The organism is Paenibacillus sp. S28 (genome assembly GCF_016624415.1).
Lineage (GTDB): Bacteria > Bacillota > Bacilli > Paenibacillales > Paenibacillaceae > Paenibacillus_AQ > Paenibacillus_AQ favisporus.
In genome coordinates, this window is record NZ_JACVTM010000016.1 from 88,594 (window position 1) to 108,698 (window position 20,105).

A 20,105-nucleotide genomic window follows, 5' to 3' on the forward strand; every position below is an offset into this window, starting at 1 on the left:
AGTCTCCGAAGCCAATACTTTCTTATACCTTTAAAAAAACAACCGTCCTTTTTCGGACGGTTGTTTTCAGTATTAAACTGGCTTTTTCATCTTAAAAATCAAGCCTTTACCTCCCGGCGCTTCCCCGCCTTTGCCCGGTACATGCGCCAGCCCGTCAGGGCGGCGGCCACCAGGCAGATGCAGGCTGACGTGCTGAACACCGCGTGCATGCCGCTTAAGAAAATGTCGGGATGACCCGGCACCAGCCCGGTCACCCGCCGGCCGGCGCGGAGGCTCATGACATGGAACAAAATGGTCGTTGCGACAGTGATGCCGACGACCATGCCCACGTTCCGCACCAAGGAGTTGACGCTCCCGGCTGAGCCGAGCTGCGTGCGCGGCACTTGGGACATGACGAGCGAGTTGTTCGGCGACTGGAACAGGCCGCTGCCGATGCCGAGCATGGCAATCCACAGCCCGACGAGCACGAGGCTGCTTCCTTCATGCAGCCAGGCCAAGCCGAATTGGGCGATCACCATCACGACCAGGCCGGCAAAGGTGAGAAGCTCCGAGCCGATTTTGTCCGACAAAGCGCCGCTCACTGGCGCCACGATGACCATGCAGATCGGGAAGAGCATGAGCAGAAATCCCGCGGCAAACGGCGACAGATTCAGCATGTTCTGGGCATAAAACGGCGCGATGATGTTGAAGCAGAAATTGGCCGTAAAGACGAGAAAGCCGCACAGAATGCTGATGGAGAAGAGCGGATTTTTAAACAATGACAGATCCAGCAGCGCGTCCTTGCGAACCGCTTCGGTGCGAAGGAAGATGACCAACGCCACCAGCGCGACGGCAAGAGCGAGCAGAATCCAGACGTTGCCGTATCCGGCCTGCTGGCCAAGCAGCAGTCCTGCGAACAAGGTGATGATAAATACCGCGAACAGCGAGCTTCCCGGCACGTCGATCTTGGCCTTGACCCGGATCAAATCCGCCGGCAGCACCTTCCATCCCATGATGATCGCGATCAAACCGATCGGTACGTTAACCCAGAAAATGTACTCCCATCCAAGCGATGAAATGATGATGCCGCCTAATGATGGCCCGGCAATGCTCCCGAGAGAAACGAACGTGCCGATCAGCCCCAGCGCTCTCCCCCGCTCTTTCGCCGGAAAAATATCGGTCAGAATCCCCTGGCTATTCGCCATGGTCATCGAGGCTCCCAGCGCCTGAATGACCCGGGAGACGATCAGGAACGGCAGCGTTGTGCTGAACCCGCACAGCAGTGATCCGATAATGAAGATGATCGTGCCGATTTTAAAAATACGGATCTTGCCTGCGATATCCCCCAGTTTTCCAAAGAAAAGAATGACTGCGCAGATCGCCATCAGGTACCCCGTCGTCACCCATTCGATCTGGGCGATCGGCAGTCCCATCTGTTTGGACAGCACCGGTAGGGCGATGTTGACGATGCTTCCGTCCAGTGTGGACATAAATGTAAATAAATTCAGAACAATGAGGATGATCCAGCGCTTCTTCTGGATATTCGCATCCTCTTGGTACGTCCGCTGTATTGAACTCATGTGGTACCTCCTGCTCCTGTTCATCATCATTAGTTGCGCGCGCAACTAATTGGCAGTAACAGTGTACCTTATATTAGTTGCGCTTGCAACCATTTTGAGATAAAATATTTGCTGAACTTGAGTTTATCGTTACCGTTGTCCCTCCACTTCATGATGAAAGAAGGTGCCGATGTAATGCCGAACAAAGAACCGATTGGCAAGCTGATTTCGTACATCCATCGCCAGAACCAGAAAAGGCTCGCCAAGGAACTGGCTCCTTACGGCATCGGCGGCGGCGGACAGCACAGCTTCCTGAAGGCCATCCTGCATCAACCGGGAATTACGCAGGAACAGCTGACCCAGCAGTTGAAATTCGACAAGGCCACCACGGCCCGTTCCATTAAACAGCTGGAGGCGTCTGGTTATATCGAGCGCAAGCCGGACCCGGATGACCGGCGTTCCCAGCTGCTGTATCCCACCTCCAAAGCCAAGGAAGTACAGCCTCAGCTGCATGCGATCCTGGATGAATCCAGCCGGACTCTAGCCCGGTATCTGACCCCGGAAGAGCATAATCAGCTGATCTCGCTGCTGCACAAAGTCAGCTTGGCCCAAAAAGATGAATAAAGTAAAGGAGCCCCACGGGTATCGTGGAGCTCCTTTTTGATGATAAGAGAAGGAATCAGCTTCGAGAACTTGCTTCCTTATATCGCAAGCAATGCCTCGGCTAATTCCGGTATTACGAATGCTGCGACTGGACCAGGTGCAGCCGGCTGTATATGCCGCCGGCGGCAATCAGCTCCTGGTGTATGCCTTCCTCGGCAATACCCTGTTCATTCACGACCATAATGCGGTCCGCGTTGCGGATCGTCGTCAGCCGGTGAGCGATGACAAGCGTCGTGCGCCCCTGCGACAGCTCGGTCAGCGCCTGCTGAATGGCGGCTTCCGTCTCGGTGTCGAGCGCCGACGTTGCCTCGTCCAGGATAAGGATCGGCGGGTTCTTCAGGAACATCCGGGCGATCGATAAGCGCTGCTTTTGTCCGCCCGACAGCTTCACACCCCGCTCGCCGATCACCGTATCCATGCCCTCAGGCATGGAGCGGATCACTGCGGCCAGCGATGCGCGCTCCGCCGCCTTCCAAATTTCCTCATCGGTGGCATTCAAATTGCCGTATGCGATATTTTCCTTCACTGTGCCGGAGAACAGGAACACGTCCTGCTGCACGATGCCGATATGCCGCCGCAGCGAATCCAGCTTGATGTCCCGGATATCGATGCCGTCGATCGTAATCCGTCCCCCATCCAGCTCGTAGAATCGCGGCAGCAGGCTGCAGATCGTCGTTTTCCCCGCTCCGGAAGGACCGACGAACGCGACGGTCTCCCCCGCCCGGATCGACAGATCGATGTTGTTCAGGATCGGTTTGGCCGGATCATAACCGAAGGTGACGCCTTCGTAACGGATATTGCCTACAACCCGATCCAGTTCCACTGCATCCGGAGCGTCCGCAATATCTGGCTCGGTATCCATAATTTCCAAATACCGCCGAAAGCCCGCGATGCCTTTAGGGTAGCTTTCGATGACAGCATTGATCTTTTCGATCGGGCGGAAAAAGACGTTGGACAGCAGCAGGAACGCCATGAACTCGCCCAGCTCGATCCGTCCGCTGAGGAAAAACCAGGCGCCGCACAGCATTACGAACACGGTGACGAGCCGCATCATCATGTAGGTGACCGACATGCTTTTCGCCATCGTCTTATAAGCCATCAGCTTGGTCTGGCGGAAGTTCTGGTTGTCGACGTCAAACAGCTTCTTCTCATGCTCCTCATTGGCAAAGGACTGCACGACGCGGATTCCGCCGACATTGTCCTCGATCCGGGCGTTGAAATTCCCCACGTTCCCGAACAGCCGCCGGTACGTGGTCGTCATTCGGCCGCCGAAGAAGATGATCACCCAGGCCATGACCGGAATAATGATGAAGGTCAGCAGTGCCAGCTCCATGTTAATGGAAGCCATCAGCGCAAAGGAGCCGATCAGCGTCATAATTGCAATAAAGACATCCTCCGGCCCATGGTGGGCCACCTCGCCGACGTCGTTCAGATCATTGGTGATCCGCCCGACCAAATGCCCGGTTTTATGATTGTCGAAGAAACGGAAGGAGAGCTTTTGGATGTGATCGAACAGCTTTTTACGCATATCCGTTTCAATGTTGATGCCCAGCATATGACCCCAATAAGTTACGATATACTGCAGCACCATATTGAGCCCGTAAATGGCCAGCAGCGCCAGACAGGCGAAGACGATGATCGCCCAGTCCTTGCTGGGCAGCAGGTTATCGATAAAATGGCTGACGGCCAGCGGAAAGGCCAGCTCCAGCAGCCCGGCGAACACCGCGCACACGAAATCAAGGATAAACAGCCCCTTGTACGGCTTGTAGTACGCGAAAAACCTTCGAATCATGGATGTATCACACTTCCTTGTTGTAATTTTACGGCTTGTGGGCCAGGATATTGATCAGTTTCCCAAAAGGATCCCGTACATAGAAACGGCGCACGCCCCACGGCTCATCCGCCGGACCGTATTCGATCTGAAAGCCCGCCTGCTTCATGCGGTTCAGAGCTTCGTCGACGTCATCCACTTCAATGGACAGGTCCGGCACCGAGGTACCCGAGCCCCCTTCCGATGCGACGCTGACCTGAACATCCATACGGGCATCGGTCCCATAGGTAGCGATCCATCCGTGGTCCATCCACTTCTCCAAACCGAGCACGTCCTCATAAAAAGTACGGGCGGCCGCCAGATCCTCCGTATGAATGTTCGTGACAATCCGTTTTACTTTCATCTCCATCCTCCTTGTTCCTTTTACTTCCAAGTAACTATTCGACACTGGTCGGGGACCCCCTCCCTGTATGCCGAATTTCTTCTGTTCTGACCCACATCCGTCAGCATTCTGTCTCATGCTTCGTTTAAATCTGACACCTTTATCGAGATTTATGTAAATACTGACACAATTTTACCTTCCGCTGATGCTCGGATAACATGATGCCAACACTTCTCCCCCATCATAAAGAGGACAACATGCATTTTTCCAAGACCAGAGGGGGAGAACAACGACAATGATGAAAAAAACGATTCTGCTGGGCACGGCCCTGCTGCTTTCAGCTGCGCCGCTGTCGGCAGTCATGGCCAGCGCAGCTGCACCTGCGGGCAAAGCGCCCGCCTCCGGCATTCAAGCCAACGCCAAGCAGGGCAGCTTTACCGGGGCTGCCGTGGATCGGGCCAAAGACGGTACGCTGACGCTGCACTGGCAGACCACCGCCAATCTGGGACCGGTTAAAGTTTACTGGAGCCAGAGTCCGGACAGCGGCTGGAAGGAGCTCGCCCGCACCTACGCCTCGTTTGGTGGACTGCGAACGAAGGACCCGAATCCGGGCAGCCGCGTTTACTTTAAAGTGAGGGCGGCGAGCGGCGCCGTCATCACAACCGCCGAGCGCCTGCTGCCGCTCCAAGGCGCCACCAACTTCCGCGATCTCGGCGGCTACAAAACGGCGGACGGCAAAACGGTCAAATGGGGCAAGCTGTTCCGCTCGGATGAACTCGCCGGCCTGACGGCAAGCGACATCGCCTATTTGCAGAAGAGCGGCCTGAAGACGATCGTGGACTATCGCGCGGACGATGAAGTGAAATCCAAGCCCGATCCGGTGGTTCCCGGCGCTGCCTATGTCCGCAACCCGGTCTTCGGCCAATCCGGCAGCGGCACCGACATCATGAGCTTCATGGCGAGCGGCGAATTCGACAAAATGGGCAAGCCCGGCGACGTGCTGACCGCCGCCAACCGCGACATGGTCGACTCCCCTTCGGCTTACGTGAAATTGTTCGATATGATGCTGGATCCGGCATCCGCAGCGCTCGTACAGCACTGCACCGCGGGCAAAGACCGCACCGGCCTCGGATCGGCCTTGATGCTGCTTGCGCTCGGCGTTCCGAAGGAAACCGTAGTGCAGGATTTCCTGCTCAGCAACAAGTACCGCGAAGCGTACAACAAGGCGGCTGTGGACGCCATGGTGAAGCAGTTTAATCTGACGGACGAGAATGCGATCGAAGTCATCACAGCGTTAATGGACGTCCGCCCGGAATATATCAACGCTGCTATCGACGAAATGGCCAAGAAATACGGCTCGATCCAGGGCTTCCTGGAAAAAGGCTTGGGGCTAAGCAAAGACGAGCAGGCGAAGCTGAAGCGGATGTATCTCGAATAGTCGCCTATCCCGGTTCTCCGGATACGAACATAAAGACGACCTGTATGGATGAAGCCATACAGGTCGTTCTTTTTATAGAGATAAGAATGTATAAGCTTCCCCTATCATCCCCGACATATTTTGTCCAATGGTGGCGTATGGTGCTGAACCTTCGTCGATTCGTTGAGACGGACAAACCGGAATCACGTATAATGGAGATAACTGGAATAAAGATGGAGGTTGAACGATGGGTTTGTTTTCTTTTATTAAAGGCCAATTTATCGAGGTTATTGAATGGACGGACAACACCAATGAAATCGTGCACCAGTTTCCGGTCTACGACAAAGCGATCAAAATGGGTGCGAGGCTGACGGTGCGGGAATCGCAGGCCGCGATTTTTCTGAACGAGGGCCAGATCGCCGATGTATTCGGCCCAGGCACTTATACCTTAAGCACGCAGAACATGCCGGTTCTGACGGCGTTAAAGTCATGGAAATATGCATTCAATTCGCCGTTTAAGGCGGATGTGTATTTTGTAAACACGCGTAACTTCACGGACCAAAAATGGGGAACGACCAACCCCATCATGATGCGGGATCCTGAATTTCGGAGCCATCCGGATGCGGGGATTCGGCAGCTACGCGTTCCGCGTGCAAGACCCGGCATTGTTTCTTAAGGAAATCTTCGGGACCCAGTCCTCGTTCGGTTCGGATCAAATCGGCGGTTATCTCAAGTCGGTGATCGTGTCCGGTGTGAGCGACCTGATTGGCGAGGCCAAAATTCCGATCATGGATATTGCGGTGCAGTACGACGAGCTGAGCTCCGCCCTCCGGACCAAGCTGGAGCCGATTTTCAACGCTATGGGTCTGTCCCTGTCGGGATTTTTTATCGAAAACATCTCCTTACCGGAAGAAGTCGAAAAAATGATCGACCGGAAATCATCCATGAACATTGCCGGCAATCTCGATCAGTACATGAAGTTTCAGGCCGCCGAATCGCTTCGCGATGCAGCCAACAATCCCGACAGCGGGCTTGCAGGCGCCGGGGCAAGCCTCGGGGCGGGCATGGCCATGGGGCAGATGTTCAATCAAGCGATGAAGCCCTCAGCGGATGCGGTGGAGCCCCAGCCTGCCGCACCTGCCCATCCGGCGTCCCCCGTTGATACCGAGCCCTGCGCCCAATGCGGACACGAGCTCAAAGCCTCCGAGAAATTTTGCCCGGAATGCGGTACGCCGCGGCCGGAGAAAAAATTTTGCACAGAGTGTGGGGGCAGCTTGAGCAGCACGATGAAGTTCTGTCCGAGCTGCGGCAATAAAGTGTAGAGGAGAGCGCTTATGTCCGTCGAAGCACCGATCCGCTTCCCCTGCTCGGGCTGCGGGGCGCAAATGATTTTTGATACCGAAACCCAGCAGATGAAATGCACGTATTGCGGAAGCCTGGCTCCCATTGAACAGCCCCGTTATCCGTCCGAGCCCACCGAATATGAGCTGGATTTTGCGGATGAACAAGATCAGGCCTTGAAAGACTGGGGGACCGAGCAGCAGGCGGTCCAATGCGAGAACTGCGGGGCCCAGATGCTCCTGCCTGCCGCGCAGACGGCGGCTCTATGCGCATTTTGCGGCTCCCCCAAGGTCCTGCCCCAAGGGGATCCGGACAGCATACGGCCCGAATCCATCATCCCTTTTCACATCTCGATGGATGAGGCGAACGCCCTGTTCCTGAAGTGGAAGAAGAAAAAATGGTTCGTGCCGGGCGCCTTCAAAAAGCAGCAAACCCGCTCGACGGTTTCCGGCATTTATGTCCCCTTCTGGACCTTTGATGCCCAGACCGATTCCGATTATTCGGCAGAGGTAGGTACCTATCATTACCGAACTGAGACGCGTACCCGGACTGTTGACGGGAAAACAGAGACGTACGAGGAGCAGGTTCGGTACACCGTGTGGCACTGGACTTCCGGCTCTTACGAGCGATTTTTCAACGATGTGCTTGTTCCTGCTTCCAAACAACACAACACCCGCCTGATGGAGCAGTTTGACGATTTCAGCCTGGAGGACCTTCGACCATACAAGCCTGAATATTTAAGCGGTTTTGTGGCGGAAAGGTATACCGTGCCCCTGCGTGAGGGTTGGAGCGACGCGGTATCCCGGATGGACGACAGCCTGGAAGATTCGATACGCCGGCAAATCGGCGGGGACGAACTGCGCAACCTCAGCATCGATACCCAATACTCCGAGCGGACCTACAAGCATATTCTGCTGCCGCTTTGGAATGCCTCTTACACGTATAAAGAGAAAACTTATCGGTATATGGTCAACGGGGAGACGGGCAGCATCAGCGGCAAGGTCCCGCGCAGCGGATGGAAAATTACGTTCTTCACCCTTTTCTGCGTGCTTGTGGTCGCCGCCACTATTTTGTATTTTTATCAATCCTAAATGTGCCTGTTGGTCGGATTCATAACACTCGCAAATCATAAAATAGAATAAAAAAAGAGTTCAGCCTGGTTGCTGAGCTCTTTTTTTAGTTTCTCCGCGGCTTACGTCACATGTTCGAGCTTGCCTGGTTCTCGGTTGATCCCTGGATGTACCGCTCTCCCCACTCGCACATCACATCGATGACCGGCCGGAGTGATTGGCCCAGCTCGCTCAATTCGTAAACGACTTTCGGCGGGACCTGGTTGTATACCGTCCGGATGATAACCCCATCCTCCTCCAACTCTCTAAGCTGCTGAGTCAGCATTTTTTGCGTGATGCCCGGGGTCAACTTTTTCAGCTCGCTCGTTCGTTTCGCTCCATAGGTTAAATGGCATAAAATGAGCGTTTTCCATTTTCCCCCGATGACTTCCAGGGTCGCTTCTATAGGTATATTAAAAGCTTGTGGCATACTTGTTTTCATGGCACTTTTTCCCCCGATCAAAATAGGTACTTTTTGGTTCCTATATTACCTTTTGGTGAAAATGACACAAAAAAGTGCGTACTTCTGTTCCTCGATTATATGATACATAATCTCCTTGTGCCAATAAGGAAATCGGCAGACCCGATCGAGCCGGTTCCGGAATGGATGATTATTCATAATGAGGAGGACTTATCGAATGAAGGCAAATGGTCAAACGTCTCAAAGTTCCGGCAAGCTTTCCTGGGGCTTATTGTTCGTTTTGTGCGGCGCAATTTTTCTGGAAGGGATCGACGTGTCGATGATGGGCGTGGCTCTGCCCTCGATCCGTGCTGAACTGGGCATGTCCACCGGTTCGCTGCAATGGGTAGTCAGCGCCTATGTACTGGGGTATGGCGGCTTCATGCTGCTGGGAGGCCGGGCAGCCGACCTGTTCGGGCGCAGAAAAATGTTTCTGCTATGGCTCACCGTTTTCTTTGCTTTCTCCGGGCTAGGCGGATTATCGACCGAAGGCTGGATGCTGATCACCGCCCGGTTTGTTACAGGCATTAGCGCAGCATTCATGACTCCGGCCGGCTTATCCATCATCACGACAAGCTTTGCGGAGGGGACTGCACGTAACAAGGCATTGCTCGTTTATGCCGGGACAGCGGCCGCCGGGTTTTCTCTTGGTCTTGTGGTCGGCGGCATCTTAAGTGAGATCAGCTGGCGGTGGGTTTTCTTTGGTCCGGTTCTATTGGCGTTTGTGATTCTTCTAGCCGCGATTCGCCTCATACCGGCCTCTGGTCGGCCGGAGGCCTCCTCCAGAGGCTTCGATCTGGCCGGAGCAGTCAGCGTCACGGCGGCCATGCTGCTTCTGGTTTACGGTGTCGTGGAATCCTCCAACCTGGGCTGGAGCTGGACCGCCGGAATCCTGGCCTGCAGTGCCCTGCTTTTCGGTCTCTTCGCAACGATTGAACGACGCTCGGCTTCCCCCTTGGTACGCCTTGGCATATTTTCTGCCAGCTCACTCGTACGGGCAAACCTGGGTGCCATGTTGTTTGCCGGCTCTTTTTTCGGGTTCCAGTTCGTGACGGTGCTCTACCTCCAAGAACTGCGCGGCTGGTCATCTCTTGAAACGGGTCTTGCCTTGCTCGCCGTCGGTGTCGATTCCATACTCGCACCTACGCTGACCCCCAAGCTGGTAAACCGTTTCGGCAATATTCCGGTGATTTTCGGCGGGTTCTGCCTCGCTGCATTAGCCTACGCCCTTTTTCTTCCCATCGGTTTGGACTGGACCTATGCAACGATGTTCCCGACGATGATCCTGACGGGCCTCGCCTTTTCGCTGACTTACGGACCTTTAACCATCGCCGCCACGGACGGAATAGCGGAAGAAGAGCAGGGGCTCGCCAGCGGGCTATTGAATACCTCCTTCCAGTTTGGCGCCGCACTTGGTTTGGCGGTCGTGACCGCTGTACAGATCAGCACTACAGGTCTCGACAAATCCCCCCAAGCGATGCTCGATGGCTACCGCACAGCGATGATGGTTCCGATTGCCGCTTCCCTTCTCGGGATTGGCATCACCGCCCTCGGCCTTCGTAAACGCTCAGCAGAAAAGTATGTAAACAGCTAAAATAAAGGTCCGCCCTGCATCGCAGGACGGACCTCTCATTTATCGATCGTTCAAAGCTTTTATTCAACTATAAGTTTAGCTTTCATATTGGCGTGGCCTGAGCCGCACATTGTGTTACAGAAGAGTTCATACGTCCCAGCCTCATTTATTGCCACAACCTCGGAATCACCGGAGCGCAGTTCTTTAATTCCAAGGCCTTTAAATGCAACACTATGGACGCCGGATTCCGGATCTAAGGTTAACTTAACGGCTTCTCCTTTTTTAATTCGATACTCCGCCTTATCAAACTTCCAGTTCGTTGCCTTGATTACGACTTCATTCGCTACTGTTTTTGACTCTTCACTAGGCGCTGATTGAACCATTTCATTTTTACTAGCTCCACATGCGGTAAGCAATATGACATACGCAACAATAATAACGGAAACCCAGGTTATACGAAACATGCTACCCCCTCCTTGTGATAGTAACAGCTTAAATCCTCCCACTCGTATCTATCAATAAGCCTTTGTCAATATCTGTCATGGGGATTTCTTATATCTGCGGGGAATTCAGCTTCTTCACCTCTTCTTACACTGACTTCTAAAAAGATATAAACGATAACTATGTCAAATATAGATAGACCGATATTGATCAAAATACAAAATGGATAATAAGATGTTTCTAATGTACTAATTTTACATATTGGGGGTATTTAAATTGGAAATCAAGCATGGCCAATTAACGACAAGTTGGGGAGCCCCGGTTGGAGATAACCAGAATTCTATGACTGCCGGCTCTCGAGGTCCAACGCTCATTCAAGATGTCCATCTTCTTGAAAAGCTGGCCCATTTCAATCGTGAACGTGTCCCTGAGCGAGTTGTTCATGCCAAAGGTGCCGGTGCGCACGGATATTTTGAAGTAACCCACGATGTGTCCTCATATACCAAAGCCGACTTTTTATCCGAGGTTGGTAAACGCACGCCCTTGTTCATCCGCTTCTCGACGGTTGCAGGCGAACTTGGCTCTGCAGATACCGTGCGTGACCCTCGTGGATTTGCCGTCAAGTTTTACACCGCAGAAGGGAACTATGACTTAGTAGGAAATAACACGCCTGTCTTCTTCATAAGAGATGCCATTAAATTCCCGGATTTCATCCATACTCAGAAACGGCATCCTCAAACCCACCTTAAAAATCCAAACGCAGTATGGGATTTCTGGTCATTGTCTCCCGAGTCCTTACATCAAGTATCCATCTTGATGTCTGATCGCGGTATCCCTGCTACTTTACGTCATATGCATGGTTATGGAAGCCATACGTTTAAGTGGGTCAATGCAGATGGACAAGGAGTTTGGGTAAAATATCATTTCAAAACAGAACAGGGTGTTAAAAATCTGGATGTCGAACTAGCTGCTAAACTGGCCGGCGAAAATCCGGATTATCACATTGAGGATTTGTTTCATGCTATAGAAAAGGGAGACTTCCCCGCGTGGAAGTTGTATGTTCAAATCATGCCGCTTGAAGATGCAAATACTTATCGATTCGATCCATTCGATGTCACAAAAGTGTGGTCGCAAAAAGACTACCCTCTTATCGAGGTTGGACGTATGGTCCTCGATCGTAATCCGCAGAATTATTTCGCTGAAGTCGAACAAGCAACTTTCTCTCCTGGAGCCTTAGTACCCGGTATTGAAGCTTCTCCGGATAAGATGCTTCAAGGCCGTTTATTCGCCTATGCCGATGCACACCGCTATCGGGTTGGAACAAATCATAACACGCTTCCTATTAATAAACCCGTTATCGAAGTGAATAATAACCAGCGTGACGGTCAAATGCGTTATGATCGCAACGGAGGAAGTTCAATGTATTATGAACCGAATAGTTACAACGGGGTGACTGAATCTGCAGCATACAAGACAGCTACGTTTGAGGTATCCAGTTCAGCCGACAGTGTCCCTTATGACCATCATGACCATTACACTCAACCTGGTGACTTGTATCGGTTACTTAGTGCAGAAGAACGCGGGCGCTTGGTAAATAATATTGTGAATGCCATGAAACCGGTTGAAAAGGATGAAATAAAACTTCGTCAAATCGCCCATTTTTATAAAGCCGATCCTGAATGGGGAAACGCGGTTGCTACGGGGCTTGGTTTAAGAGATATGGAGACTTTATCCTATTAAACAAAAAGCAGTTATCACAGCTAATCATAGCCTGTGTAACTGCTCTTTTTACGTTATCAAATGTTATGCGAAGGGAAATGCTCTTTGTACCAATTGGCTGCTTCGTCGATTTCGGTGAAAGTTAACTGATGACCTGCATGTTCCCAGTGGACTTCGACGGAAGCACCTGCGCCTTCCAATCGTGCTAGCAATTCTTCGGTCTCAGACGCAGGGGAGATAAAATCATTCGTTCCAGCACCAATAAATATGGGTGTTTGCGATAAATCAGGGAGTAATACACCGCGACGAGGAACCATGGGATGGAATAATATCGCGCCTTTTAATGAGTTCTTGCAATGGAACATTAGGCTTCCTGCAATATTTGCTCCATTAGAATAACCGATCGCCACTACATTCTGGCGGTCGAACTCATATCGGTTCGCTGCTTGATCGATAAATCCGTTCAGTTCTTCAGTTCGAAATAAAAGGTCCTCCTCATCAAAGACGCCCTCAGCCAACCTCCTGAAAAATCTGGGCTTTCCATTCTCCTGCACCTCTCCCCGAACACTAAGGACATTCGAGACCGAAGAGATTCGACGAGCAACCGGCAATAAATCGTATTCCGTTCCACCCGTACCGTGCAATAAGAGAAATGTCACCGAACTTGATTTTGAACCTTTCCGATATAAGTGTTTCATTGCTTGATTGACTCCAATTCGCGCACTTGAATAGGGGGCAGGTTCTTTTCAATTTCAGCACGGCTGTCTTCAAACCATGACGGCAACATTAATACCTCGCCCAGATGATCCTCAGGCTCATCATTTGCGAAACCTGGCGGATCTGTCGCAATTTCAAACAAAATGCCGCCTTGTTCACGAAAATAGATCGCATGAAAATACTGTCGGTCAATAATCGGTGTAGGCTGTAAACCGCTGCTTTCCACATGGCTTCTCCAGGCATCATGGTCTTCAAAATCCTTGGCTCGCCACGCGATATGGTGAACGGTGCCGCTACCTGGGATCCCCCATTCCATGGGCTCCGCATTCACATCAATGAGGTTGCCGATGTCCCCTTCAGCCTTATAGCGAATAAAGTCGCCATCCTGCCCTACCCTTTCAAGACCTAAAACGTCCTCAAGTACCTGCATGGTCTTGGTGGATGCTACGCTGTATAGCACGGCGCCCCCAAATCCTTTGATCGCCTTATCCGCCGGGATACCTCCGAATGACCATGTATTGAGCGCTCCGTCTTCCCGTTCAACAATTTCTAACTGCAGACCGTCAAGATCTAAAAATTTGATATAGTTTTCAGAAAAACGGGTGCTTTCCGTGAAGGAAATTTCGAACGCCGTGAGGCGTGCTTTCCAAAAATCAATTGCGCCTATGGGTACTACGTACGTTGTTGTACCTACTTGTCCTCCTCCTATGCGACCCTTGCGGGAAAGTTCGTGCGGGAAGAACGTCATTATCGTTCCGGGGCTGCCTTTTTCATTGCCGAAGTACAAATGGTATACCTCGGGTGCGTCAAAGTTAATTGTTTTTTTCACAAGACGAAGACCTAGAACTCCAGCATAAAAATCTACATTTCTCTGCGCGTCCTTCACCAAACAAGTAATATGATGGATGCCTGCCGTTTTCTTTATGATATTCCCCATCCTTCCCAGACTCCTTCTGTTAGTTTTTTTCGATCCTGCTAATAATTGAAAAGTACTCCTGATTCAAATCATAGAGAAAAGAGCAGCAGCGAACCATTCCATTATTTCTATACTTGCATAGCGAATTCACTATATCTTTTGTACGAAAAACCTATATTGCAAAAGGCGAGGATTTTCCCAGGCTGTTACGATAATTATAAGAAAAAGCTATATGAGACATAGAAATATCGATATTGATCGTGCGAACATCCGTTTATACGATTGTGTTACATATCTGGTTCTTGGAATTCAATATCTATAGAACTCCTTGACTGGAGAATGAATCTCGTAAAATACAAAGGAGAGTTTGGATGGGAGTACGTTTTTTAAAAATGGCTGTTATTTATATTGTTCTCGGTATTGGCATTGGAATCTACATGGGTGCAACATTGAATTTTGCACTGACTAGCGTTCATGCCCACACCAACCTTTTCGGATGGGCAACTTTAGCCCTTTGCGGATTTACTTATCTGCGTTTTCCCAAAGCCGCAGCGTCCCGTCTGGCTCATTGGCACTTCTGGTTGCAGGGCACAGGTTTGCCAATCATGCTGATCTCGCTGTGCTTTATTGCAAACGGCTATGATCAAGAATGGTTATCAACGATTAAACGTATAGGTGAATCCGTTGCCGGAAGCGGCATTCTTGTTTTTGCTGTCAACGTGTTTTTAAATGTGAAGGAAACCAATGTAGCTGTAACAAAAGGGACGCCTGCAGAAGAAAGGGGAATCACGATTGATTAATCCAGCAAAGCAAGCGGCACCACGTTATAACCTTACGACCCTGATTCTATTCTGGTGCTCATTAATTGTCGTCTCATCCCTATATTTAACGATCCCCTTGTTTCCCTTATTTGAGGACGTATTCCAGATTTCATCTTCCAAAGCAGCTTGGGCAGGAAGCGCCTTTTCATTTGCTTTTGCCGGCGGAGGACTCCTGTTCGGGGGGCTTTCCGACCGCTACGGACGGAAAAGAATGATGATATCCGGATTATGCTTGCTCGCGGTATCAACCCCTTTTATTGGAACGGTCCATGAGTTTCAGTGGCTTATTGTGCTAAGGGTTATCCAAGGATTGGCAGCATCCATGTTTCCTCCTTCTGTGTTAGCCTACGCAATAGAGATGTTCCCAACGAAAAAAAGGGTAACGATCCTCGGATTTATAAGCACCGCCTTTTTGATGGCCAGTATCGTTGGACAGATCTATAGCAGCACCGTCGTATTGGAACTAAGCTGGAGATATGTATTTTACATCCTTGGCATCGTGTATTTTATTTCGTTTTTTCTGATTACCTTATGCATACCCAAAGATATCATCCAGAAGCCGGAGGGCAATTTCTTTTCTCCGTTAAAGCGCATTGGCGGTATTTTCAAGAAAAAAAGCCTGCCCTTCTGTTACATCATTTCCTCAACTCTCTTTATTGCACTTGTCGGTTTTTTCTCTACGCTTGGAAGTTATCTAAGCAGCGCTCCCTTCAGTCTGAGCCACCAGGAAATCTTATGGGTTCGCGCAGCCGGTATCATCGGCATGCTCGTTTCCCCGTTTGATGGAAGGCTCGTTGCTAGGTTTGGCGTAAAAAATGTACTATGTTGCGGTCTGATCTTGGCCGGTATTGGCCTAGGTCTTGTAGGCGTCTGGGAGAACCTTGCGTTTTTAATCTTGGCGAGTATTGTTTTTGCAGCTGGCATAGCTATGGCTCTTCCCGCCTTGTTGTCTCTAATAGGCACTTTAGCTGGAGAGTTAAGAGCTAGCGCTCTTTCCTTCCACATGTTTATGCTATTTATCGGAGCCTCACTTGGCCCCATCGTCTCGGTTTATCTGACCGGCATCAAAGGTCATGTGTTCACTTTCGAGGTGTTGGCCGGATTACTGCTGCTAAGCACGATTGTCCCATTCTTCATTCGCTTAGAGAAAAAGGAAACCACCACCACCCCAATCAATCCGCCCAATCAAACTAACGTTGAGCATTATCATTAGGAAGATGACTCCTGTTTTGATTGGGGCCGCTGATAAAATCTTCTAAATAAAAAGGTACAGTCCCCCATTTTCAATGAGGGGACTGTACCTTTTGTCTGACCTAGGATCGCCTTAGATTTATTCACTTTTAGAAGACAAAGCAATCCAAGTCGCAGAAACCGCTGCCGTGATGATGGTTACACTTATGATGAAGATGGACCTGTTTAGGCGTATGGGCACCTGATCCACCACCTCCATATTCCGGACCCTTGTAATAGCCGCCAAAGAAATTATGCGGAGACCAGTCTGGGCTGGCTTTGGGAGCTGGAGGCGACAAAGACTGAAATTCGCTGGTACCGTAGACAATCTTACCACCTACGACTGTAAAGACAGATTCAATTTTTTTAATTGCTTCTTCCGAGACATGAAAGAAATTATCGGAAAGGATCGTAAAATCAGCATATTGACCCGGTTTGATCTGCCCTTTCACATCTTCTTCCTTTGAAAACCATGCATTACCCGTCGTATACATCCGAAGCGCTTGGTGTCTCTCTACACGATTAGAAGCAGGATACAGGCTTAATCCTCCCAGTGTTTTGCCCGTCACTAGCCAATATAAGGCCACCCAAGGATTATAGCTTGCTACTCTGGTGGCATCCGTTCCCACACCAACGCGCAATCCGGACTTCATCATCTTGGTTATCGGAGGAGCATTCTCCGCTGCTTTTGCCCCATATCTTTCGACAAAATATTCCCCCTGGAAAGCCATTCGGCTTTGAACCGCGATCGAACCTCCTAATTCGACGACCCGCTCCAAATCCTTCTCATGAATCGTTTCGGCATGATCTAGAATCCAGCGTAAGTCCTTGAACGGCACCTCTTTGTTTACTCTTTCAAACACATCAAGAAAACGTGTTATGGATTCTCCATAAGTGGCATGAAGACGAAACGGCCAACGTTGTTGAACGAGATGTTGGGTAACTTCGAAGAGCTCATCTACCAGTACAGCAGGAAGCTCCGGACGAGGCTCAACAAAATCCTCAAAGTCTGCTGCGCTGTAAACAAGCATTTCACCTGCACCGTTATGACGATAATAAGAACTGCCCGTGTACGGCTGCGATGAAGCGGTCCATGCTTTAAAATCGTTTAATTCATTCTTGGGATGCTGAGTGAATAAATTATACGCCGTGCGAACCGTAATTTCTCCACGTCTATCCAGTTCCTCAAACACCTGATAGTCATCGGGATAGTTCTGAAAGCCCCCTCCAGCGTCGATAACGCTTGTCACTCCAAATCGATTCAATTCCCTCATAAAGAGTCGGGTTGAATTCATTTGGTCCTCATATGAAAGCTTTGGCCCTTTAGCTAAGGTAGCGTACAAAATCGTTGCATTAGGCCTGGCGATGAGCATTCCTGTTGGATTACCCCGGCTGTCCCTTTGGATTTCTCCGCCTGGCGGATTAGGCGTATCCTTCGTATACCCTATTACTCGTAAGGCAGCTTTGTTCAAAAAAGCTTGACGATAAAGATTAAGGATAAAAACGGGGGTTTCCGGAGCAATTCGATTGATTTCATCCAGAGTTGGCATCCGGCGTTCGATGAATTGGAACTCCGTCCATCCGCCTACAACACGGACCCAATGAGGTGCTGGCGTACGATCAACCTGCTTTTTCAGCATCCGCAATGCATCCGCTACCGATGGCACCCCATCCCAGCGAAGTTCGAGGTTATAGTTGAGACCGCCTCGAATGAGATGAATATGCGAATCGTTCAAGCCCGGTATCAACATTCGTTTGTTGGCGTTGACAACCTGCGTGGAGGATCCGACATATTTCATGATTTCGGCATCATCACCCACAGCCAGGAACTGGCCGTCCTTAACGGCAACTGCCGATGCGGTAGGATTTACATCGTCCATCGTTACGATGCTGGCATTGTGAATGACTAGACTGGCCTCAACATCTATCGTTTTTCTAGACATGATTCCGCTCTCCTTTTAGATTGCATTATTTGTGGTTTAGCCATTGCTGGATCCAGGGGATCAGCCGCTGGCCTACAAACATACCTGCGAGACCGAGCAGTCCCAAAAAAGGCGGTGCTGGCGACGGGATCTTAAGCGATTGAAAAACAACGCCAATGACAATACCTGCGGCAAGGGCTAAGGCCATAGAACCTATAGAACCTGTGCTCATAGTCAATACCTCCTTTAATACGAATTGTGATGTTCTTGCTAGACTGCCTTTATTCATAAGTCTAAAAGTCGACATTTTCACTAACAATATGGCTTTTTCTATAACAGCCATAGGAATTGCTTATGTATATTCTTTATAGAACTTTCGAAGTATATAGGATTTTCCTATGAAAAATATAGAAAACTGTAGATTGTTTGCACATTGGTATTTCCATAGACTGAATACATGCAGCATTCCAATGTCTCGGGCCCTGCTGCAACCAATATCTAGGAGGTAGGATCCTCGTATGTTTAATGACAAGACTGATTTACTTACGGCTGAAAACTCTGCAATTATTCTTATTGATCATCAGCCTCAAATGATCTTTGGAGTTCAAAGCGCGGATCGTCAAACCATCATTAACAACACGGTTGGATTGGCCAAAACCGGGAAAGTCTTTAATGTGCCCACCATTCTTACAACGGTGGCTGCAGAATCATTCTCAGGCCCGATTCATCCGCAAATTCAAGAGGTATTTCCAGATCAGGTACCGATCGACCGTACAACAATGAACTCTTGGGAAGATGAAAACCTGGTACAAGCCGTGAAGAAAACAGGCCGCAAAAAGCTGGTGATGGCAGCGCTCTGGACGGAGGTTTGCCTTGCCTTTCCTGTTATTGGAGCTATTAAAGACGGATACGAAGTATACATCGTAACGGATGCTTCAGGCGGGACGACTACGGAAGCGCATAACATGGCCGTTCAACGCATGATCCAAGCAGGAGCCATCCCGGTTACCTGGGTTTCTGTTATGCTTGAGTACCAACGCGATTGGGCTCGCCAGGAAACCTATGACGCCGTGATGTCGATTGCTAAGGAGCACACCGGTGCTTATGGCGCGGGTATTGTTTATGCCCAAACGATGTTTGGCGGCCACGAGGGCGGAAGCCAAAATTAATAACTATCAATAAAAATCAGAGGAGAATGAAACATGCCAAAATTATTAGTCGGAGAAGAAAATGGGCACCCCATTCAGTTGAATTTTGAGGATGTTGGCACAGGCAAACCTGTCATTTTGATTCATGGTTGGCCACTGAGCGGACGCTCTTGGGAGAATCAAGTTCCAGCGCTCATCAATGCAGGTTACCGCGTGATTACCTATGACCGCCGTGGATTCGGGCAATCCTCCCAACCGTGGAACGGATATGACTATGATACGTTTGCAGCGGATCTTCATAAGCTAATCGAACAGCTGGACCTTAAGGATGTAACGCTGGTCGGATTCTCGATGGGTGGCGGAGAGGTAGCCCGTTACATCGGTACATACGGAACAAGCCGTGTCAAAAAAGCCGTGCTGGCCGCTGCGGTTCCACCGTTCTTTTACAAATCTGCCGAGCATCCGGAAGGTGGTCTGGATGAAGCCACGATTCAAGGCTTCCTAGACGGTTTGAAAAAAGACCGTGTCGCCTTCCTTGACGACTTCACTCACAATTTCTTTAAAGCAGGGGATCGAACCGATCTGGTTAGCGAGTCTTTCCGCCATTACAACCTTGAAATTGCTTCTTCTGCTTCGCCAAAGGGGACGCTGGATTGTGTTGAGGCTTTCGGTCGGACGGATTTCCGGGGCGATTTGGCAAAATTTAATATCCCATTGCTTGTCATCCATGGGGATTCCGATGCAATTGTGTCGCTTGAAGTCAGCGGTCAACTTTCCCACGAAGCGGTTCCAGGTAGTCAACTCGTCGTCATCGAAGGTGGACCTCATGGTCTAAACGCGACTCACCCTGAAGAATTCAATACAGCTTTAATTAACTTTCTGAATGCTAAATGATTGAAAGGTGTGAACTGTGACCCATGAGAGGATGCTTTTTCAC

General features: G+C 50.3%; 20 protein-coding genes. 11 read left to right on the forward strand and 9 right to left on the reverse strand.

The window, feature by feature from the left end:
* Nucleotides 1-98: 98 nt before the first annotated feature.
* Nucleotides 99-1,559 (reverse strand): MFS transporter, encoded by a 1,461-nt coding sequence (locus IAE55_RS27670; RefSeq protein ID WP_200634434.1) that lies wholly within the window; start codon nt 1,557-1,559, stop codon nt 99-101.
* 174 nt (nt 1,560-1,733) lie between these two features.
* Between IAE55_RS27670 and IAE55_RS27675 the strand changes: the two genes are divergently transcribed.
* Complete coding sequence (locus IAE55_RS27675) at nt 1,734-2,162, forward strand: MarR family winged helix-turn-helix transcriptional regulator (RefSeq protein WP_145165066.1); 429 nt, start codon at nt 1,734-1,736, stop codon at nt 2,160-2,162.
* A gap of 112 nt (nt 2,163-2,274) precedes the next feature.
* Here IAE55_RS27675 and IAE55_RS27680 read toward each other — a convergent pair whose 3' ends face one another.
* Together IAE55_RS27680 and IAE55_RS27685 are read right to left on the reverse strand one after the other, a co-directional pair.
* Entirely contained in the window at nt 2,275-3,993 is a 1,719-nt protein-coding gene (locus tag IAE55_RS27680) for an ABC transporter ATP-binding protein (protein WP_200634435.1), read from the reverse strand.
* 28 nt (nt 3,994-4,021) lie between these two features.
* Entirely contained in the window at nt 4,022-4,375 is a 354-nt protein-coding gene (locus IAE55_RS27685) for a VOC family protein (RefSeq protein ID WP_200634436.1), read from the reverse strand.
* Nucleotides 4,376-4,649: 274 nt separating this feature from the next.
* Between IAE55_RS27685 and IAE55_RS27690 the strand changes: the two genes are divergently transcribed.
* The 4 genes from IAE55_RS27690 (at nt 4,650) to IAE55_RS27700 (ending at nt 8,203) form a co-directional block, all read left to right on the forward strand.
* Nucleotides 4,650-5,792 (forward strand): tyrosine-protein phosphatase, encoded by a 1,143-nt coding sequence (locus IAE55_RS27690; protein ID WP_234489914.1) that lies wholly within the window; start codon nt 4,650-4,652, stop codon nt 5,790-5,792.
* 226 nt (nt 5,793-6,018) lie between these two features.
* Nucleotides 6,019-6,447 (forward strand): SPFH domain-containing protein, encoded by a 429-nt coding sequence (locus IAE55_RS34160; RefSeq protein WP_267918381.1) that lies wholly within the window; start codon nt 6,019-6,021, stop codon nt 6,445-6,447.
* On the forward strand, nt 6,392-7,093 hold the full coding sequence (locus tag IAE55_RS34165; RefSeq protein ID WP_267918382.1) for an SPFH domain-containing protein: 702 nt from the start codon (nt 6,392-6,394) through the stop codon (nt 7,091-7,093). The genes IAE55_RS34160 and IAE55_RS34165 overlap by 56 nt, the downstream gene beginning before the upstream one ends.
* A 12-nt stretch (nt 7,094-7,105) precedes the next feature.
* The gene (locus IAE55_RS27700; RefSeq protein ID WP_200634437.1) at nt 7,106-8,203 is read left to right on the forward strand and encodes a hypothetical protein; all 1,098 of its coding nucleotides are present in this window, start codon (nt 7,106-7,108) and stop codon (nt 8,201-8,203) included.
* Nucleotides 8,204-8,309: 106 nt separating this feature from the next.
* Here IAE55_RS27700 and IAE55_RS27705 read toward each other — a convergent pair whose 3' ends face one another.
* Entirely contained in the window at nt 8,310-8,663 is a 354-nt protein-coding gene (locus tag IAE55_RS27705) for a winged helix-turn-helix transcriptional regulator (protein WP_105445333.1), read from the reverse strand.
* 196 nt (nt 8,664-8,859) lie between these two features.
* On the opposite strand from IAE55_RS27705, the gene IAE55_RS27710 reads away from it, so the two are divergent.
* Nucleotides 8,860-10,275: an MFS transporter gene (locus IAE55_RS27710; protein ID WP_200634438.1), complete on the forward strand. Its 1,416-nt coding sequence runs from the start codon at nt 8,860-8,862 to the stop codon at nt 10,273-10,275.
* A 59-nt stretch (nt 10,276-10,334) separates the two neighbouring features.
* On the opposite strand, the gene IAE55_RS27715 is transcribed toward IAE55_RS27710, so the two are convergent.
* The gene (locus IAE55_RS27715; protein WP_145165078.1) at nt 10,335-10,718 is read right to left on the reverse strand and encodes a cupredoxin domain-containing protein; all 384 of its coding nucleotides are present in this window, start codon (nt 10,716-10,718) and stop codon (nt 10,335-10,337) included.
* A 259-nt stretch (nt 10,719-10,977) separates the two neighbouring features.
* Between IAE55_RS27715 and katA the strand changes: the two genes are divergently transcribed.
* Nucleotides 10,978-12,435 (forward strand): catalase KatA, encoded by a 1,458-nt coding sequence (katA, locus tag IAE55_RS27720; RefSeq protein WP_325168693.1) that lies wholly within the window; start codon nt 10,978-10,980, stop codon nt 12,433-12,435.
* Between the two features lie 56 nt (nt 12,436-12,491).
* Here the strand turns inward: katA and IAE55_RS27725 are convergent, their stop codons facing one another.
* Complete coding sequence (locus tag IAE55_RS27725) at nt 12,492-13,112, reverse strand: alpha/beta hydrolase (protein WP_145949889.1); 621 nt, start codon at nt 13,110-13,112, stop codon at nt 12,492-12,494.
* Nucleotides 13,109-14,059 (reverse strand): ring-cleaving dioxygenase, encoded by a 951-nt coding sequence (locus IAE55_RS27730; protein ID WP_200634450.1) that lies wholly within the window; start codon nt 14,057-14,059, stop codon nt 13,109-13,111. Before IAE55_RS27730 ends, IAE55_RS27725 begins: the two co-directional genes overlap by 4 nt.
* Before the next feature lie 359 nt (nt 14,060-14,418).
* Here IAE55_RS27730 and IAE55_RS27735 point away from each other — a divergent pair, with 359 nt between their 5' ends.
* Together IAE55_RS27735 and IAE55_RS27740 are read left to right on the forward strand one after the other, a co-directional pair.
* Nucleotides 14,419-14,847: a hypothetical protein gene (locus tag IAE55_RS27735; protein WP_145029768.1), complete on the forward strand. Its 429-nt coding sequence runs from the start codon at nt 14,419-14,421 to the stop codon at nt 14,845-14,847.
* Entirely contained in the window at nt 14,840-16,081 is a 1,242-nt protein-coding gene (locus IAE55_RS27740) for an MFS transporter (RefSeq protein WP_200634440.1), read from the forward strand. The genes IAE55_RS27735 and IAE55_RS27740 overlap by 8 nt, the downstream gene beginning before the upstream one ends.
* Before the next feature lie 127 nt (nt 16,082-16,208).
* Here the strand turns inward: IAE55_RS27740 and IAE55_RS27745 are convergent, their stop codons facing one another.
* Nucleotides 16,209-18,041, reverse strand: a complete 1,833-nt coding sequence (locus IAE55_RS27745; RefSeq protein ID WP_200634441.1) for an amidohydrolase — start codon at nt 18,039-18,041, stop codon at nt 16,209-16,211.
* A gap of 25 nt (nt 18,042-18,066) precedes the next feature.
* Nucleotides 18,067-18,252, reverse strand: a complete 186-nt coding sequence (locus IAE55_RS27750; protein WP_076176227.1) for a XapX domain-containing protein — start codon at nt 18,250-18,252, stop codon at nt 18,067-18,069.
* Between the two features lie 286 nt (nt 18,253-18,538).
* On the opposite strand from IAE55_RS27750, the gene IAE55_RS27755 reads away from it, so the two are divergent.
* Entirely contained in the window at nt 18,539-19,189 is a 651-nt protein-coding gene (locus IAE55_RS27755; protein WP_145165089.1) for a hydrolase, read from the forward strand.
* Between the two features lie 33 nt (nt 19,190-19,222).
* Nucleotides 19,223-20,062: an alpha/beta fold hydrolase gene (locus IAE55_RS27760; RefSeq protein WP_200634442.1), complete on the forward strand. Its 840-nt coding sequence runs from the start codon at nt 19,223-19,225 to the stop codon at nt 20,060-20,062.
* Nucleotides 20,063-20,105 lie beyond the last annotated feature (43 nt).

What these genes read in the sequence shown, in the direction of transcription:
- IAE55_RS34165 (WP_267918382.1), top strand. Translation starts at nt 6,392, where the DNA reads ATGCGGGGATTCGGCAGCTACGCGTTCCGCGTGCAAGACCCGGCATTG.
- IAE55_RS27690 (WP_234489914.1), top strand. Translation starts at nt 4,650, where the DNA reads ATGATGAAAAAAACGATTCTGCTGGGCACGGCCCTGCTGCTTTCAGCT.
- IAE55_RS27715 (WP_145165078.1), bottom strand. Translation starts at nt 10,718, where the DNA reads ATGTTTCGTATAACCTGGGTTTCCGTTATTATTGTTGCGTATGTCATA.
- IAE55_RS27735 (WP_145029768.1), top strand. Translation starts at nt 14,419, where the DNA reads ATGGGAGTACGTTTTTTAAAAATGGCTGTTATTTATATTGTTCTCGGT.
- IAE55_RS27705 (WP_105445333.1), bottom strand. Translation starts at nt 8,663, where the DNA reads ATGAAAACAAGTATGCCACAAGCTTTTAATATACCTATAGAAGCGACC.
- IAE55_RS27685 (WP_200634436.1), bottom strand. Translation starts at nt 4,375, where the DNA reads ATGAAAGTAAAACGGATTGTCACGAACATTCATACGGAGGATCTGGCG.
- IAE55_RS27680 (WP_200634435.1), bottom strand. Translation starts at nt 3,993, where the DNA reads ATGATTCGAAGGTTTTTCGCGTACTACAAGCCGTACAAGGGGCTGTTT.
- IAE55_RS27700 (WP_200634437.1), top strand. Translation starts at nt 7,106, where the DNA reads ATGTCCGTCGAAGCACCGATCCGCTTCCCCTGCTCGGGCTGCGGGGCG.
- IAE55_RS34160 (WP_267918381.1), top strand. Translation starts at nt 6,019, where the DNA reads ATGGGTTTGTTTTCTTTTATTAAAGGCCAATTTATCGAGGTTATTGAA.
- IAE55_RS27760 (WP_200634442.1), top strand. Translation starts at nt 19,223, where the DNA reads ATGCCAAAATTATTAGTCGGAGAAGAAAATGGGCACCCCATTCAGTTG.
- IAE55_RS27745 (WP_200634441.1), bottom strand. Translation starts at nt 18,041, where the DNA reads ATGTCTAGAAAAACGATAGATGTTGAGGCCAGTCTAGTCATTCACAAT.
- IAE55_RS27670 (WP_200634434.1), bottom strand. Translation starts at nt 1,559, where the DNA reads ATGAGTTCAATACAGCGGACGTACCAAGAGGATGCGAATATCCAGAAG.
- IAE55_RS27725 (WP_145949889.1), bottom strand. Translation starts at nt 13,112, where the DNA reads ATGAAACACTTATATCGGAAAGGTTCAAAATCAAGTTCGGTGACATTT.
- IAE55_RS27710 (WP_200634438.1), top strand. Translation starts at nt 8,860, where the DNA reads ATGAAGGCAAATGGTCAAACGTCTCAAAGTTCCGGCAAGCTTTCCTGG.
- IAE55_RS27750 (WP_076176227.1), bottom strand. Translation starts at nt 18,252, where the DNA reads ATGAGCACAGGTTCTATAGGTTCTATGGCCTTAGCCCTTGCCGCAGGT.
- IAE55_RS27755 (WP_145165089.1), top strand. Translation starts at nt 18,539, where the DNA reads ATGTTTAATGACAAGACTGATTTACTTACGGCTGAAAACTCTGCAATT.
- IAE55_RS27675 (WP_145165066.1), top strand. Translation starts at nt 1,734, where the DNA reads ATGCCGAACAAAGAACCGATTGGCAAGCTGATTTCGTACATCCATCGC.